Annotated in this window: 13 protein-coding genes and 1 tRNA gene; 9 read left to right on the plus strand and 5 right to left on the minus strand. The window is 70.9% G+C overall.

Translation table 11 applies throughout. The annotated features are described in order from the left end of the window. Positions 1-256 precede the first annotated feature (256 nt). A complete protein-coding gene (locus LG395_RS05640) occupies positions 257-1,141 on the plus strand; it encodes an AfsR/SARP family transcriptional regulator (protein ID WP_171154638.1) in 885 nt (294 codons plus the stop codon). A 240-nt stretch (positions 1,142-1,381) separates the two neighbouring features. Here LG395_RS05640 and LG395_RS05645 read toward each other — a convergent pair whose 3' ends face one another. From LG395_RS05645 to LG395_RS05655, 3 genes are all read right to left on the minus strand, one after another. Continuing rightward, the gene (locus LG395_RS05645; RefSeq protein ID WP_225808658.1) at positions 1,382-2,425 is read right to left on the minus strand and encodes a 3-oxoacyl-[acyl-carrier-protein] synthase III C-terminal domain-containing protein; all 1,044 of its coding nucleotides are present in this window, start codon (positions 2,423-2,425) and stop codon (positions 1,382-1,384) included. Continuing rightward, entirely contained in the window at positions 2,425-2,919 is a 495-nt protein-coding gene (locus LG395_RS41420; protein ID WP_225808659.1) for a cupin domain-containing protein, read from the minus strand. Before LG395_RS41420 ends, LG395_RS05645 begins: the two co-directional genes overlap by 1 nt. Positions 2,920-3,135: 216 nt before the next feature. Beyond that, entirely contained in the window at positions 3,136-4,011 is an 876-nt protein-coding gene (locus LG395_RS05655; RefSeq protein WP_225808660.1) for a helix-turn-helix transcriptional regulator, read from the minus strand. A gap of 57 nt (positions 4,012-4,068) precedes the next feature. Here LG395_RS05655 and LG395_RS05660 point away from each other — a divergent pair, with 57 nt between their 5' ends. After that, complete coding sequence (locus LG395_RS05660) at positions 4,069-5,541, plus strand: MFS transporter (RefSeq protein ID WP_171154646.1); 1,473 nt, start codon at positions 4,069-4,071, stop codon at positions 5,539-5,541. A 37-nt stretch (positions 5,542-5,578) separates the two neighbouring features. Further along, positions 5,579-6,613, plus strand: a complete 1,035-nt coding sequence (locus tag LG395_RS05665) for an aldo/keto reductase (RefSeq protein WP_171154648.1) — start codon at positions 5,579-5,581, stop codon at positions 6,611-6,613. 252 nt (positions 6,614-6,865) lie between these two features. On the opposite strand, the gene LG395_RS05670 is transcribed toward LG395_RS05665, so the two are convergent. Beyond that, positions 6,866-6,949 (minus strand) — tRNA-Leu (locus tag LG395_RS05670). 448 nt (positions 6,950-7,397) lie between these two features. Here LG395_RS05670 and LG395_RS05675 point away from each other — a divergent pair. From LG395_RS05675 to pknB, 6 genes are all read left to right on the plus strand, one after another. Beyond that, complete coding sequence (locus tag LG395_RS05675) at positions 7,398-8,267, plus strand: FHA domain-containing protein (protein WP_132784807.1); 870 nt, start codon at positions 7,398-7,400, stop codon at positions 8,265-8,267. Between the two features lie 10 nt (positions 8,268-8,277). Then, entirely contained in the window at positions 8,278-8,808 is a 531-nt protein-coding gene (locus LG395_RS05680) for an FHA domain-containing protein FhaB/FipA (RefSeq protein WP_225808661.1), read from the plus strand. Between the two features lie 140 nt (positions 8,809-8,948). Beyond that, entirely contained in the window at positions 8,949-10,562 is a 1,614-nt protein-coding gene (locus LG395_RS05685; RefSeq protein WP_225808662.1) for a Stp1/IreP family PP2C-type Ser/Thr phosphatase, read from the plus strand. Positions 10,563-10,589: 27 nt separating this feature from the next. Further along, complete coding sequence (locus LG395_RS05690) at positions 10,590-12,035, plus strand: FtsW/RodA/SpoVE family cell cycle protein (protein WP_171154654.1); 1,446 nt, start codon at positions 10,590-10,592, stop codon at positions 12,033-12,035. Then, the gene (locus LG395_RS05695; protein ID WP_171154655.1) at positions 12,032-13,519 is read left to right on the plus strand and encodes a peptidoglycan D,D-transpeptidase FtsI family protein; all 1,488 of its coding nucleotides are present in this window, start codon (positions 12,032-12,034) and stop codon (positions 13,517-13,519) included. The genes LG395_RS05690 and LG395_RS05695 overlap by 4 nt, the downstream gene beginning before the upstream one ends. A 195-nt stretch (positions 13,520-13,714) precedes the next feature. Further along, positions 13,715-15,706, plus strand: coding sequence for a Stk1 family PASTA domain-containing Ser/Thr kinase (gene pknB, locus LG395_RS05700; protein ID WP_171154657.1), 1,992 nt, complete (start codon positions 13,715-13,717; stop codon positions 15,704-15,706). A 60-nt stretch (positions 15,707-15,766) separates the two neighbouring features. Here the strand turns inward: pknB and LG395_RS05705 are convergent, their stop codons facing one another. Next, entirely contained in the window at positions 15,767-16,522 is a 756-nt protein-coding gene (locus tag LG395_RS05705) for a class E sortase (protein WP_225808663.1), read from the minus strand. Positions 16,523-16,548: the final 26 nt, after the last annotated feature.

Here is a 16,548-nt window from a genome sequence, read left to right on the forward strand (position 1 = left end):
GCGGCGGTGGTTGTGCTTGTACAGCGCAACCACCGCCGCCTTTCCGTTGCCTCCGAATGGTGTGATGTGCGCAACATCGCAAGTTGCCGACTGATTAACTCTGGTTTCACACTCAAATAGGTGGGATGGTTTTCAGCCGGGTCCTGATATACTCGATTCGTCACTCAGGGTCACCGGCACGGCCGGCGTGCCCCCGAGTGGTGAATGAATCCGTCATACCGGTAACCGACGGGATGACGTGTGCCAACAAGGGGGAATGGTGCAGATTCATGTCCTGGGCCCGATGGTCGTCTTCGACGAAGAGTCGGAGCCGGTCGTCCTGGCTCCGAAACCACGGCGGATTCTCGCGATGCTGGCGGTCAACGCCGACCGGGCGATATCCGTCAGCGCACTCGTACAGGAGCTGTGGGGAAATAATCCGCCCCGCACCGCAACTGCCACGATTCAGACATACGTGGGACATGTCCGGCGCACACTCGCGGAAGCGCTCCGGGTCAGCGTCGCGGAAGTCGCCGACGAAATCCTGGTCACCGAGGGCAGCAGTTACGTGCTGTCCTCGTCGCGAGTGGCGCTCGATATCACCGAGTACGAAATGCTGGCCGAGGAGGGAAATGCCGCGGTCGAACGCGGCGAATTCGCCCGCGGTGCGGATGTGCTGCGCCGGGCGCTGTCCCTGTGGCGCGGGCCGGCCCTCGTCAACGTCGAGGCCGGTGAGTTACTGAGCGCGCGCATCGTCTGCCTGGAGGAGTCCATGCTCTGCGCCGCGGAGCACCGGGTCTACGCGGATCTCCAGCGGGGCGCCCACCGCACGCTGGTACCGGAGCTCTCGGAACTCACGGCCCGGCACCCGCTGCACGAGAACTTCCACCGCCATCTGATGCTCGCCCTGTACCGGTGCGGGCGCAGGGCGGAGGCGCTGGCGGTCATGCGACGGCTGCGCACCCGGCTGGTGGAGGAGCTGGGCCTGGAGCCCTCGCCGTTCCTGGTCCAGATGGAGCAGGACATCCTGCGGGGCGAACCGTCGCTGGACCTGAGCCAGGCCGCGGCGCCCTGCCAGGGCACCCCGAGGTCAGCGGTCCGCCCGTCGGGTCACCTGCGGCTGCACCCGACGTCGGCGGCGGTCATGCAACCCACCGGCTGACGGACACCCGGCAGACCGGGGGCCGCGGGGCGAACCACCCCGCGGCCCTCGCCGTTTCCACGCCCCGGCCGGGCCGACATCCGAACGGACCCGGGCGCCCCGGAGCCGGCAGCTCCGCGCCCCCGGCGCTCCCTCGGCCCGGCCGCCACCCCCGCGTCACCGCCACCCCGGCGAAACCGAGCCGGGCGCCGGCCACCCACCCGGCCGCCGAACCGGCACGGCGCACGCGTCACGGCGTGGTCAGGCCGCGCTCACCAGCAGGCACGACCAGGTGAAGCCGGCGCCGGCGCTGACCACCAGGGCGTACTCACCGGGCTCCAGCAGCCGGCGCGCGTGCAGTTCCGCCAGGCTCGCGGCCGCGTCTCCGGCGCCGAGGTGGCCGGTGTCGGTGCCGGGGCGCAGGAGTTCCGCGCCGGTCAGCTTCGTCAGCAGCGGCGCGTAGGCCAGGTCCACGGTCTTGCGGCCGAGCCGTGGCGCGACGACGTAGCGCGGTGGCTGGTCACCGGTCGCCGCCAGGCCCGCCGCCTCCAGGCAGGACTCCACGGCCGACCGCAGGGCGCGGGCGCTGGCCTCCGTGAACGCCTCCAGGCCCTCCGCCGCCAGGAACGCCTTCTTGGTGCGGCGGATGTCCACCCGGGGCCCGAGCGTGCGGGCGGCGGGGCTGAACGGATCGTCACCCCGGTGCATCCGCTCCAGCCGCGGCGCGGCCACCGTGGAGATCGAGTGCAGCACGAGGTCGGCGGGCCGTCCGCCCTCGGTGTCCGCCAGGTGGTGCAGCACCAGCGCGGTGGCCCCGTCGCCGTATCCGATGCCGTAGTCCCCGCTCCACCGGTCGAAGCCCGGTTCGAGGAACGCGTCGGCCGTGGTGACGAGCGCGCTGCCCAGCCCCGGCTCGACGAACAGCCGCGCGGCGGCCAGCTCCACCGCCGCCGCGCCGCCGTTGCACACCTGCTGCACGCCGACGGGCACCGCGGCCCCGGCGCCCAGCCGGTCGGCGATGAAGTGGGCCGGGGACCACAGGTCATGGCCCTGGTAGTGGATCCACGCGTGCAGGACGGCACCGACCTCCGCGGCCGGCACGCCCGCCGCGGCCAGCGCGCGCCGGCCCGCCTCGCAGGCCATCTCCGGCGGGGCCAGATCGGCCACCGGCAGCCGGTCGTACCCCAGTTCGTCGGCGGTCTCCGCGTCGAGCAGGCCCAGGTCGACGGCTTCCCGCGCGCTCTGCCGCCGCTCGGGAAGCCACACCTCGGGACCGGAGATGCCCAGCGGGCGGGGCAGCCGCATCACCGGCTCCGGCCGCCGGCCGGGGACGCCGTGCCGCAGCCCGGGTCGGCGACCGGCACGGAGGGGGCCGTGGCGTCCGTGGGGAGGATGTCGACGACGTACAGCTCGACCGGTGTGGTGCCGCGGTTGATGCCCATGTGCACGGTGTGCGGGCCCACCGGCTCCACGAGCGAGTCCCCCGGGCCGTACTCCTTCTCGGAGCAGTCCGAGCCGTCGATCCGCGTGAAGGTGCCGGAGTTGATGACGGCGATCTCCTCGCCCACGTGGTAGTGCCAGCCCGTGGAGGCGCCCGGCTGTACGACGGCCTTGCGGTACAGGACCTTGCGGTTGCCGTCCGCCTTGATCTTGAACGGGGCCGAGGTGAGGCCCTGGCTCAGGGTCACCGAGCTGACGGGCGGCTCTTCCGCCACGGCCGCGGACCGGGTGGCGAAACCGATGCCCAGGGCCACCACCACGACGGCACCGGCTGTTGCGACCTTGCTTCTGTGGATCACGGACGTGCTCCTCCGCTCGCTGGAAGACGGCAGGCGGGCCGCGCCACCGCGCCCCCGCCTGCTCCTGTGTAGCAGAGCATTGGCACTCGGAGTACGTCTGTGATGATGATGAAGGCTGTCTTCTGCCGGGCCTTGGGTGGTTCTTCAGCGGACCTCGACCGGACCGCCGACCGGGCCTTGCGACCGGACCGCCGCCGGCCCCTTCGGCCCGTCTCGTCACCCCGCCTCGACCAGCGAGATCCGTCCCTTGCGCGCGTCGCGGTCCAGCAGCTCCCGCACCCTCTCGGCGGTGTCCGTCCCGGCCTGCGCCGTGTGCAGCATCAGCCGGACACCGGGGCGGTCCGGGACCTCCAGGACCGAGTGGTCGAAGATCAGGCACCCCGCCCGCGGATGGTCGATCGCCTTCACTCCCTGGTTCGTCGACCGGATCTCGTAACGCGACCACAACTCGGCGAACTCCGGGCTGCATCCGGCAAGATGCTCGGAGATCCGGGTGAACTCCGGGTCGTCGGGATAGCGGGCGGCGTCCCTGCGGAACTCGGAGACCAGTCCCGGCGCGATGTCCGCCCAGTACCGGTGCCGTGCCCGGAACGCCGGGTTGGTGAAGAAGGCCATCAGGCAGTTGGTGTCGCCCTCCCGGAACCCGAAGACCAGTTCGGCGGCCCGGTTGGTACCCACGATGTTCCAGCAGCGGTCGATGGCGTAGGCCGGGGACGGCATCCAGCCCTCCAGCAGCGACGTGAGCCGGGAGATGTCGCCGGGGTCGCCCGCGGTGTGCCGCGGCGGGTTCAGCCCGACCAGCCGGTAGAGGTGGTCACGTTCGGCCGCGTCCAGCCGCAGCGTCCGGCTGATGGCGTCCAGCACCTGTTCCGACACCTTGATGTCCCGGCCCTGCTCCAGCCACGTGTACCAGGACGCCCCGATGCCGGCCAGCATCGCCACCTCCTCCCGGCGCAGGCCCGGGGTGCGCCGGCGCGCCCCCGGGGGCAGACCCACGTCCTGCGGGGCGAGACGCTCCCGGCGCGTGCGCAGGAAGAGCCTCAGCTCCTCCCGTCGGCGCGCGTCCCCTACCGGTTTCAGGCTGGTGGTCATAAACCCAGGATAAGTACGGGCTACCCGGCGTGTGTTGACGACGGAGAACCTCGCCTCATGACTTCCGACACCGTCAGTCCGCCCGCCAAGGCGCGTTTCACCACGCGCCAGTGGCTCATCATCGCCCTTCTGTGCGGCGCCCAGTTCATGCTCGCGCTGGACTTCTCCATCCTCAGCGTCGCCCTCCCGGTCCTCGGCAAGGACCTCGGCTTCGCCCTGAGCGACCTGCAGTGGGTCGTCACCGCGTTCGCCCTGCCCTCCGGCGGCCTGCTGCTGCTCTTCGGCCGCGCCGCCGACCTCTACGGCCGCCGCAACTGGTTCATCGTCGGCATGGCCCTGTTCACCGTCGCCTCCCTGGCTGGCGGCCTGGCCACCACCCCCGGCTTCCTGCTCGCCGCACGGGCCGTCCAGGGCGTCGCCGCGGCCATGCTGACCCCGGCGGCCATGTCCCTGCTGACCACCAACTTCGCCGAGGGCGCCCAGCGCGACCGCGCACTCGGCATCAACGGCGCCCTGCTCTCCCTCGGTTTCCTGTCCGGCGTCGTCCTCGGCGGCGTCATCACCGAGCTGACCAGCTGGCGCGTGACGCTCTTCATCAGCGTCCCGGTCGGTGTCGCCGCCGTCATCGCCGCGCCGATCCTGATCAAGGAGAGCCGCAACGAGGAGACGCCCCGCCTGGACATCCTCGGCGCCCTGACGGTCACCGGCGGTCTGCTGTCGGTCATCTACGGCGTCACCTCCGCCGAGCGCAACGGCTGGGGAGCCGCCACCACCCTGATCTCCTTCGCGGCCGGCGCGGTGCTGCTGGCCGCGTTCTTCGCCGTCGAGTCCCGCGTCGCCGCCCCGCTGGTCGACCTCGGCGTGCTGCGCCGCCGCACCGTGAGCTGGGGCAACACCACCGGCCTGATCACCTTCGCGATGATGACCGGCATGGTCTTCCTGCTCACCCTGTACATGCAGAAGGTGCGCGGGATGACCCCGCTCGACGCCGGCTTCTCCTTCGCCGCGCTGGGTGTCGCGGCCGTCCTCGGCGGCGCCTTCGCGGCGCGGATCATCGGCCGGATCGGTGTCCACCGCGCCCTCGTGTACGGCCTGGTCCTCCAGGCGGCCAGCACGGCGGTGCTGTACCTCCTCGACACCGACGGCGGCATGCCCCTGCTGCTCGTGGCCACCGCGGCCGGCGGCTTCGGCCACCTCCTCGCCGTCGTCGGCTACATGATCACCGCCACGTCCGGGCTGCCGGACCACGAGCAGGGCCTTGCGACCGGCCTCGCCTACACCGGACAGCAGCTCGGTGTGACGGTGGGCACCCCGATCCTCGCCACGGTCGCCGCGTCCGGCATCGAGTCCGCCGGCGGCAGCGGTCCCGCCGCGGTCCTCCACGGCGTGCAGGGCGGCCTGCTGACCGCCGCGGCCGCCCTGGCCGTCGCCGCCGTCATCGCCGTCGCCTTCCTGCGCCCGGCCCGCACCACGGCCGCCCCGGTCGCCGGCACCGCCGCCGCCGAGACGGTCCCCGCCGACGCGCACTGACGGCGCGCACCACGACCACGAGAGGACCACGAACCGCATGCGCACGCGCTACCTGGGCCGCACCGGCCTGCAGGTGTCCGAGATCTGCCTGGGCACCATGACCTTCGGCGGCCGGCACGGCTTCCAGCACATGGGCCAGCTCACCACCATCGAGGCGCGCCGCCTGGTCCACCGGTGTCTGGACGAGGGCGTGAACTTCTTCGACACCGCCGACATGTACTCCGCCGGACAGGCGGAGGAGGTGCTCGGCGCGGCACTGTCCGGCCGGCGCGACGACGCGATCATCGCGACGAAGGTGCGCTGGCAGATGCCCGACGGCAGCGGCGGACCCAACGACCGCGGGCTGTCCCGGCACCACATCGTGCGGTCCGTCGAGGCCAGCCTGCGCCGTCTGGGCGTCGACCACATCGACCTCTACCAGACGCACGGCTGGGACGGCCGCACCCCGTGGGAGGAGACGCTGCGGGCCCTGGACGACCTCGTGCGGGCCGGCAAGGTCCGCTACGTCGGCGCCTCCAACCTGACCAGCTGGCAGCTCACCCGGGCGCTGGCCACCAGCGAGCAGCGGGGTCTGGAACGGTTCGCGTCCCACCAGATCCAGTACAGCCTGGCCGCCCGGGAGGTCGAGTGGGAACTGCTCCCCATGGCCGAGGCGGAGGACGTGGGCGTCATGGTGTGGAGCCCGCTGGCGGGCGGTCTGCTCAGCGGCCGTCAGGAGCGGGGCGCCACACCGCCGCCCGGCACCCGGCGCGCCGTGGGCTGGTTCGAACCGGTCGACCCGGAACGCACCTTCGACACCATCGACGTCCTGCGCAAGATCGCCGCCGGACGGGGGGTGTCCGCGGCCCAGGTCGCGCTGCGGTGGGTGCTCGAGCGGCGCGGCGTCACCTCGGTCGTCATCGGCGCCCGCAACGAGGCCCAGCTCACCGACAACCTCGCCGCGACGCGCTGGTCCCTCACGCCCGAGGAGCGCGCGGCCCTGGACGAGGTCAGCGCGCCACCGCTGCCGTACCCGTACTGGCACCAGGAGTACTGCGACGCGGACCGGGTCCGGGAGGGGGAGCCGGCCTGAGCGGGCAGGGCCGTGCGTGGGCCCCTCCCCGGAGCGGGGACGCCGCTGCCGACCGGTGGCGGCGCCCCGTGCGCGACGTCCGAGGGCGAGGAGCGGGACGCCACACCAGACGCCGCACCACCCGACCGCCCTCACCCGGTGCGGCCGTTGACACCCTGAGAGCTTCCTCACACCCCGGTCGGACGGCGCCCGTGAACGACGCCACATACGACCGAGGGCCCACCGTTTTCACGATGGGCCCTCGGCCTACTGTGCGCGAGGGGGGAGTTGAACCCCCACGCCCTTGCGGGCACTGGAACCTGAATCCAGCGCGTCTGCCTATTCCGCCACCCGCGCATTGGGTGTGTCTTCCGGCTCCGGCCCTTTCGGCCCGGCCCCTTCCGACACCCAGAACATTAGCACGTCGTACGGGGTGGATTCACATCGCTTCCCGCCGGGCCCGCCCCCGGTCACCAGCCCCGCCGCGCGCGGCGCGCACCCCAACGGCGCACCCACCGAACGCCGCAGGTATCAGGGAGGCGCGCTTCTCGTATCAACCTCGTACCGGTCCCGGCCATCTGCCGGGAGGCGGACCGGGTCCACAGCCGGGTGCGGGACACTGGACTTCGCCCGCCTCTACGATCCATGGCAGCAGGACACGCACCCGGGAGTTCGAAGGGGAGCCGCTGGGGGAACCGGCTGATTGGCGGGCGCGTAGATACGATCAGTGAGCAGTACCCGCAGTACCCGGCAAGGCAGCGGCACAGAGCAGGCAAGACGACGGCAGGGACGGAGGAGGTGCCCCATGGGAGTCCTGAAGAAGTTCGAGCAGCGTCTCGAAGGTCTGGTGAACGGCACCTTCGCCAAGGTCTTCAAGTCCGAGGTCCAGCCCGTGGAGATCGCCGGAGCGCTCCAGCGGGAGTGCGACAACAACGCCACCATCTGGAACCGTGACCGGACCGTCGTGCCCAACGACTTCATCGTGGAGCTGAGCGCGCCGGACTACGAGCGCCTCAGCCCCTACTCCGGGCAGCTCGGCGACGAGCTGGCCGGCATGGTGCGCGACTACGCCAAGCAGCAGCGCTACACCTTCATGGGCCCGATCAAGGTCAACCTGGAGAAGGCCGACGACCTGGACACCGGCCTGTACCGGGTGCGCTCGCGCACCCTCGCCTCCTCCAGCGACCAGCAAGGCGCCCCGCAGGCCCCCGGCGCCCCGGCGGCCGGCCGGCCCGCGGCGGGCGCCCCCGGCGGCTACGGCTACCCGCCGGCCGCCCCGCCCGCCGGCGCGCCCCCGATGCCGTCCGCACCGCCGCCCGGCACCCGCCCCGGCGGGTACGGTTACCCCCAGCCCGCCACGCAGAGGCCGGCCGCGGCCCCGATGAGCGGCGCGCGCACCCGCTACTGGATCGAGATCAACGGCACCCGCCACCAGATCTCCCGCCCGACGCTGGTGCTGGGCCGCAGCACCGACGCCGACGTGCGGATCGACGACCCCGGCGTGTCCCGCCGGCACTGCGAGATCCGGACCGGAACGCCCTCGACGATCCAGGATCTCGGTTCCACCAACGGCATCGTGGTGGACGGGCAGCACACCACCCGCGCTACGCTCCGCGACGGCTCGCGGATCGTCGTGGGCAGCACCACCGTTATCTATAGGCAAGCCGAAGGGTGAAGCGGGGGCAATGTCAGAGCTGACCCTCACGGTCATGCGGCTGGGTTTCCTGGCCGTACTGTGGCTGTTCGTGATCGTGGCCGTGCAGGTCATCCGGAGCGACCTGTTCGGTACGCGCGTCACCCAGCGCGGATCGCGTAGGGAGGCGGCCCGGCCGCAGCAGCCGGGCCGGCAGCAGACCCGGCAGCAGGCCGCGCCCCCGCCGCAGCGCGGCCAGCAGGGCGGCGGCGGCCGGCGCGGCCGCAACGCCCCCACCAAGCTGGTCGTGACCGAGGGCACCCTCACCGGCACCACCGTCGCGCTGCAGGGCCAGACGATCACCCTGGGCCGGGCGCACGACTCGACGATCGTGCTGGACGACGACTACGCCTCCAGCCGCCATGCGAGGATCTACCCGGACCGTGACGGCCAGTGGATCATCGAGGACCTCGGTTCCACCAACGGCACCTACCTGGACCGGTCCCGGCTGACGACCCCCACACCGATCCCGCTGGGCGCGCCGATCCGCATCGGCAAGACCGCGATCGAGCTGCGGAAGTAGTGCTACGTCATGAATGAGCGCGAGCGGAGCGAGCACGCAGCGGCAGGCCGCAACCCGGTCGCCGGCGCGCTCCCGACCGGAGGGTGGGCAGTGTGGCTCGACACGACCGGCTGCATTCGGAGCCGACGGGCGAGGTGCGCATGAGTCTGTCACTGCGCTTCGCCGCCGGATCGCACAAGGGCATGATCCGGGAGGGCAACGAGGACTCCGGTTACGCCGGCCCGCGCCTGCTCGCCATCGCCGACGGCATGGGCGGCCAGGCGGCGGGCGAGGTCGCCTCCTCCGAGGTGATCTCCACCCTGGTCACGCTCGACGACGACGTGCCCGGCTCCGACATCCTCACCTCCCTCGGCGTGGCCGTGCAGCGCGCCAACGACCAGCTGCGCGCCATGGTGGAGGAGGACCCCCAGCTCGAAGGCATGGGGACGACCCTCACCGCGCTGCTGTGGACCGGCCAGCGGCTCGGTCTCGTGCACGTCGGCGACTCCCGCGCGTACCTGCTCCGTGACGGTGTGCTGACGCAGATCACCCAGGACCACACCTGGGTGCAGCGGCTCGTGGACGAGGGCCGGATCACCGAGGAAGAGGCCACGACCCACCCGCAGCGCTCGCTGCTGATGCGCGCCCTCGGCAGCGGCGACCACGTCGAGCCCGACCTGTCGATCCGCGAGGTCCGGGCCGGCGACCGCTACCTGATCTGCTCCGACGGCCTGTCCGGCGTGGTCTCCCACCAGACGATGGAGGAGACCCTCGCCAGCTACCAGGGCCCGCAGGAGACCGTGCAGGAGCTGATCCAGCTCGCGCTGCGCGGCGGCGGCCCCGACAACATCACGGTGATCGTCGCCGACGTGCTCGACCTGGACACCGGCGACACCCTCGCCGGGCAGCTGTCCGACCAGCCCGTCGTGGTCGGCGCCGTCGCAGAGAACCAGCACCACCTGCACGACAACGGCATCATGCAGACCCCGGCGGGCCGGGCCTCCCACCTGGGCCGCCAGGGCCAGGGACACGGCGGCGGCGAGTTCGGCCCGCCCGGCTCCGGCGACACCACCGGCTACATCCCGGCCGACGGCTTCGGCGACTACGCCGACGACGACTTCACCAAGCCGCGCAAGCGGCGCAGATGGCTGAAGACCTCGTTCTACGGCGTCCTCGCCCTCGCCGTCGTCGGCGGCGGCCTGTACGGCGGCTACCGCTGGACGCAGACGCAGTACTACGTCGGCGCCAAGGACGAGCACATCGCGCTGTACCGCGGGATCAGCCAGGACCTGGCCTGGGTGTCGCTGTCGAAGGTGGAGAAGGACCACCCGGAGATCGAACTCAAGTACCTGCCGCCGTACCAGCAGAAGCAGGTGAAGGCGACGATCGCGGAGGGCGGCCTGGAAGCGGCCCGGGCGAAGGTCCAGGAGCTGGCCGTACAGGCCTCCGCCTGCCACAAGCAGGCCGAGCGCCAGGCGGCCGAGCGCGCGCGGAACGACGCGAAGAACGGCAGGGACAAGACCGGCCGGGACAAGACCGGTGCCGCCGGCACCGGCACGTCCACGGGCTCCGGCACGTCCACGGGCACCGCCACGCAGACCGCCTTCGTCAAGGCCTCCCCGACGCCGAACACGACCCCGAACCCGTCGGCCTCGAAGACGTCCCCGACGTCCCCTTCGAAGGCTCCGTCCACGACCCCGTCCGCGACCCCCAGCCCCGGCCCCACTCTCTCGGAGGACGAGCAGAAGGTCGTCTCGCTGTGCGGTAAGCAGTAGGCAAGCCGTGAGAGGCCCTGTCACACGATGAGCAGTACTACGAACTCGCCGACGCACCACACGTCCACGATCGGCGCGATCGGCGCGCCGAGCCGCCGCAACACCGAGCTGGCCCTGCTGGTCTTCGCCGTCGCCATCCCCGTGTTCGCCTACGCGAACGTAGGCCTGGCCATCGACGGCCAGGTCCCCGCGGGCCTGCTGAGCTACGGCCTCGGGCTCGGCCTGCTGGCCGCCGTCGCCCATCTCGTCGTACGGAAGTTCGCCCCGTACGCCGACCCGCTGCTGCTGCCGCTCGCCACCCTGCTCAACGGGCTCGGGCTGGTGTGCATCTGGCGGCTGGACCAGTCCAAGCTGCTCCAGCAGATCCACGTCGCGGGCGGCAAGGCGACCAACCAGCTGATCTACACGGCGATGGGCATCGCGCTGTTCGTGGCGGTGCTGATCTTCCTCAAGGACCACCGCACGCTGCAGCGCTACACCTACATCTCCATGGTGGCCGCGCTGTTCCTGCTGCTCCTGCCGCTGGTCCCGGGCCTCGGCGCGGACGTGTACGGCGCCAAGATCTGGATCGCGATCGGCAGCTTCACCATCCAGCCCGGTGAGTTCGCCAAGATCGTGCTGGCGGTGTTCTTCGCCGGCTACCTGATGGTCAAGCGCGACGCGCTCGCGCTCGCCAGCCGCCGCTTCATGGGCCTGTACCTGCCGCGCGGCCGCGACCTCGGCCCGATCCTCGTCGTCTGGGCGATCTCGATCCTCATCCTCGTCTTCGAGACCGACCTCGGTACGTCGCTGCTGTTCTTCGGCATGTTCGTGATCATGCTGTACGTCGCCACCGAGCGGACCAGCTGGATCGTCTTCGGTCTGCTGATGTCCGCCGCCGGCGCCATCGGCGTGGCCAGCTTCGAGCCGCACATCAAGGTCCGTGTGCAGGCCTGGCTCGACCCGATGCGCGAGTACACGCTCAGCCGCACCCCCGGCGTCCCCGGCGTCCACTCCGACCAGCTCCAGCAGGCCCTGTGGGCGTTCGGCTCCGGCGGCACCCTCGGCACCGGCTGGGGCCAGGGCCACTCCGAGCTGATCCGGTTCGCCGCCAACTCCGACTTCATCCTGGCCACCTTCGGCGAGGAGCTGGGCCTGGCGGGCATCATGGCGATCCTGCTGATCTACGGCCTGATCGTGGAGCGCGGCGTGCGCACCGCCCTCGCCGCCCGCGACCCGTTCGGCAAGCTGCTGGCCATCGGCCTGTCCGGCGCCTTCGCGCTCCAGGTCTTCGTCGTGTCCGGCGGTGTGATGGGCCTCATCCCGCTGACCGGTATGACGATGCCGTTCCTCGCCTACGGTGGTTCGTCGGTCATCGCCAACTGGGCGCTGATCGGCGTGCTGATCCGCATCAGCGACACCGCCCGCCGCCCGGCGCCCGCCCCCGCCGCCAACCCCGACGCCGAGATGACCCAGGTGGTCCGCCCGTCATGAACAAGCCCCTGCGCCGGATCGCGATCTTCTGTGGCCTCCTCGTCCTCACCCTGCTGCTGCGGGACAACTACCTGCAGTACGTCCGGGCCGACAAGCTCAAGGACGACCCGAACAACCGCCGTGTCACCATCGCCCGCTACGCCACCCCGCGCGGCGACATCATCGTGTCCGGCGGCGACCCGATCACCGGGTCCACGCTGACCAGCAAGACCGGTCTGAACGACCTGAAGTACAAGCGCACCTACAAGAACGGCCCCATGTGGGCGCCGGTCACCGGCTACGCCTCGCAGGCCTTCGGCGCCACCCAGCTGGAGTCCATCGAGGACGGCATCCTCACCGGCGACGACGACCGGCTGTTCTTCCGCAAGACACTGGACATGATCACCGGCAAGGAGCAGCAGGGCGGCAACGTCGTCACCACGCTCAACGCCGCCGCGCAGAAGGCGGCGTACGACGGTCTGAAGCAGCGCGGGGGCAAGGGCGCCGTCGTCGCCCTCGACCCCTCCACCGGCAAGATACTGGCGCTGGCCTCCTACCCGTCGTACGACCCCTCGTCGTTCGCGGGCAACACCAACGACGACGCCGCGGCCTGGAAGAAGCTCCAGAAGAAGTACAACCCCAACGACCCGATGCTGAACCGGGCGCTGCGCGAGACCTACCCGCCGGGCTCCACCTTCAAGGTGGTCACGGCCGCCGCGGCCCTGGAGAACGGCAAGTACACCTCGGCCGACGAGAAGACCGACTCGCCGCTGCCGTGGACCATGCCGGGCACCACGACCCAGCTGAAGAACGAGGGCAACATCCCGTGCGAGAACGCGACCATGCGGGTCGCGCTCCAGTACTCCTGCAACACCGTCTTCGGCAAGATCGGTGCCGACCTCGGCAACGACAAGATGCTCGCGGAAGCGAAGAAGTTCGGTTTTGACGCCGAGCAGTTCACCCCGGTCCGCTCCAGCGCCTCGGTGTTCTCGGACGACATGAACCAGTCGCAGACCGCGCTGTCCTCCATCGGCCAGTACAACACCGCCGCGACCCCGCTCCAGATGGCCATGGTCGCCTCCGCGGTCGCCAACGACGGCAAGCTGATGAAGCCGTACATGGTCGACTCGCTCCAGTCCTCCAACCTGGACCCGGTCGCCACGACCAAGCCGGAGGAGCTGAGCCGGCCGCTGTCGCCGAAGAACGCGCAGATCCTCCAGGACATGATGCAGACGGTCGTCGAGAAGGGCACCGGTACCCGGGCGAAGATCGACGGCGTCACGGTCGGCGGCAAGACCGGTACCGCCCAGCACGGCGTCGAGAACAGCGAGAACCCGTACGCCTGGTTCATCTCCTACGCCAAGCTCAGCGACGGCAGCTCGCCGGTCGCCGTGGCCGTCGTGATCGAGGACGAGAGCGCCAACCGCGACGACATCTCCGGTGGCGGCCTGGCCGCGCCGATCGCGAAGAACGTCATGGAGGCGGTCATCGACTCCAAGAAGTGACCGCCGTCGGCCACCGGGAGTGAGGCCGCTCACAGCTCCTTCACATCGCCGCACGTTGCGATACCGGTCCTGTATCGGGTTACGGGCTTGGCCAGGTCACACGGAACGAGCCGGGTACGGTAGGCCCGGACGGCAGCCTCCGGCCGCGCACAGGAGTGTGCGGCCGAGACCGACGGAGAGGGCTGGTAGGTAGCTATGGAAGAGCCGCGTCGCCTCGGCGGCCGGTACGAGCTGGGCCAGGTGCTCGGCCGCGGTGGCATGGCGGAGGTCTACCTCGCGCATGACACCCGGCTCGGCCGCACCGTGGCGGTGAAGACGCTGCGCGCGGACCTCGCGCGCGATCCGTCCTTCCAGGCCCGGTTCCGCCGGGAGGCCCAGTCGGCCGCCTCGCTCAACCATCCCGCGATCGTCGCGGTCTACGACACGGGCGAGGACTACATCGACGGGGTCTCCATCCCGTACATCGTGATGGAGTACGTCGACGGTTCCACGCTCCGTGAGCTGCTGCACTCCGGTCGCAAGCTGCTGCCCGAGCGCGCCATGGAGATGACCATCGGCATCCTCCAGGGCCTGGAGTACGCGCACCGCAGCGGCATCGTCCACCGCGACATCAAGCCGGCCAACGTCATGCTGACCCGCAACGGCCAGGTCAAGGTGATGGACTTCGGCATCGCCCGCGCCATGGGCGACGCCGGCATGACCATGACCCAGACCGCGGCGGTCATCGGCACCGCCCAGTACCTCTCGCCGGAGCAGGCCAAGGGCGAACAGGTCGACGCCCGGTCCGACCTCTACTCGACCGGCTGCCTCCTCTACGAGCTGCTGACGGTACGGCCGCCCTTCGTGGGCGACTCCCCGGTCGCCGTGGCCTACCAGCACGTCCGGGAGGAACCCCAGCCCCCGTCGGTCTTCGACCCCGAGATCACCCCCGAGATGGACGCGATCGTCCTGAAGGCGCTGGTCAAGGACCCCAACTACCGCTACCAGTCGGCCGACGAGATGCGCGCCGACATCGAGGCGTGCCTGGACGGCCAGCCGGTCGCCGCCACGGCCGCGATGGGCGCGGTCGGCTACGGCGGCTACCCCGACGACCAGGCGACGACCGCCCTGCGCTCGGAGCCGGCGGGAGCGACCACCATGCTCCCGCCGATGAACCCCGACGACGGCGGCTACGGCTACGACGAGCGCCCGGACCGCCGCCGCCAGCAGAAGAAGTCCAACAGCTCCACGATCCTGCTGGTGGTCGCGGGCCTGCTGGTCCTGGTCGGCGCGATCCTCATCGGCATGTACGCGTTCGGCGACAAGGGCGGGGGCGACGGCAAGGTGCCCGTGCCCTCGTTCGTGGGCCAGCCCGAGAAGACGGCCCGCAAGATGGCCGAGAACGTCGACCTCAAGGTGACCGTCACCAAGGAGGCCTGCGAGGACCAGGCCACGGGCAACGTGTGCACCCAGAAGCCGGGCGAGGGCACGAAGGTCGAGAAGAACAGCACCGTCACCCTGGTGGTGTCCACGGGCGCGCCCAAGGTCACCGTGCCGAGCGTCATCGGCCTCAGCCTCGACGACGCCAAGGCGAAGCTGGAGGGGGACGACTACAAGTTCACGGTGAAGACGGAGGCCCGCGTCTCCACGGAGAGCCCGAACACCGTGCTCGACCAGAACCCGATCGGCGGCAAGCAGCGGCAGAAGGGGTCCGAGATCACCCTCGTCATCGCCAAGGCCGAGGAGAAGGTCACCGTCCCCGACGTCACCGGCAAGTCCTGCGACGAGGCGAAGGCCGAACTCCAGGCCAAGGGCCTCGCCCCGACCTGCAACGACACCCCGGTCACCGACCCGGCCCAGGACGGCAAGGTCCAGAACACCAACCCGCCGGCGGGCCAGCAGGTCTCCAAGAACACCCCGGTCGCGATCAACGTGGGCAAGGCGCAGCAGCCGCAACAGAAGCCGGTGCCCGACGTGACGAGGAAGACCGTGAAGGAGGCCCAGCAGATCCTGCAACAGCAGGGCTTCACCCAGATCCAGGTCAACGGACCCACTGACGACAAAGCGCGGGTCGTCCTTCAAACCCCGCAGCAGGGCACCCAGGCCGACCCCGGCAGCACCCAGATCGTCCTGACGACGGCGGACTTCGGCGGCGGCAACAACGGCGGCGGCGACAACGGCGGCGGCTTCTTCGGCGGCATCGGCTGACGCACCCCGCACACACGTGGGCCCCTGCCGGGACATCCCGGCAGGGGCCCACGCGCACGCTCAGCGCAGTTCCCTCGGCAGAGTGCGGTCGGCGTCCACCTTCTCCACGCGGACCAGTTCGCCCCAGACGACGTACCGGTAGCGGGAGGTGTAGACGGGGGTGCAGGTCGTCAGGGTGATGTAGTGGCCCGGCTTCTTCCTGCCGGACTCCCGGGGGACGGCGGAGAGGACCTTGACGTTGTACTTCGAGGTCTCGGGCAGGACCGAGTAGACCTTGTAGACGTACCAGTCGTCCCGCGTCTCGAAGACGATCGGGTCGCCCTTGCGCACCTTGTCGATGTTGTGGAACTTCGCGCCGTGGCCGTCCCGGTGGGCGGCGACGGCGAAGTTGCCCGCCTTGCCGGTGGTGGGCAGCGTGGCCTTGACCGGGTCCGTGTAGTAGCCGGCCACGCCGTCGTCGAGGACGTCCGTGCCCGTGCCCTTCTCGACCAGCACCTCGCCGTTGCGCATCGCCGGCACGTGCAGGAACCCGATGCCGTCCTTGGTGTCGAGCGCGCCGGGACCGGTCCGCTGCTGCTCGGCCCAGTGCTCGCGCACCTTGTCGGCCTGCCGGTCCGCCTTGCGGTCCGCTATCACGTTCGTCCACCACAGGGAGTAGACGACGAACAGGCCGAGCAGCACGCCCGCCGTGATGAGCAGTTCCCCGAAGACGCTGACCGCCAGGGCGATCCGGCCGGGGCCCCGGCGCGGAGCCGGACGCGGAACCGGTTCGGACGCGTCCGTGGTCTCTTCGGTCTCGTCGGCGGTCGCTGCCACTGTGTCCTCTGCCCTTGGTCGATGAG

Source organism: Streptomyces spinosus (assembly GCF_020400655.1).
Lineage (GTDB): Bacteria > Actinomycetota > Actinomycetes > Streptomycetales > Streptomycetaceae > Streptomyces > Streptomyces argyrophylli.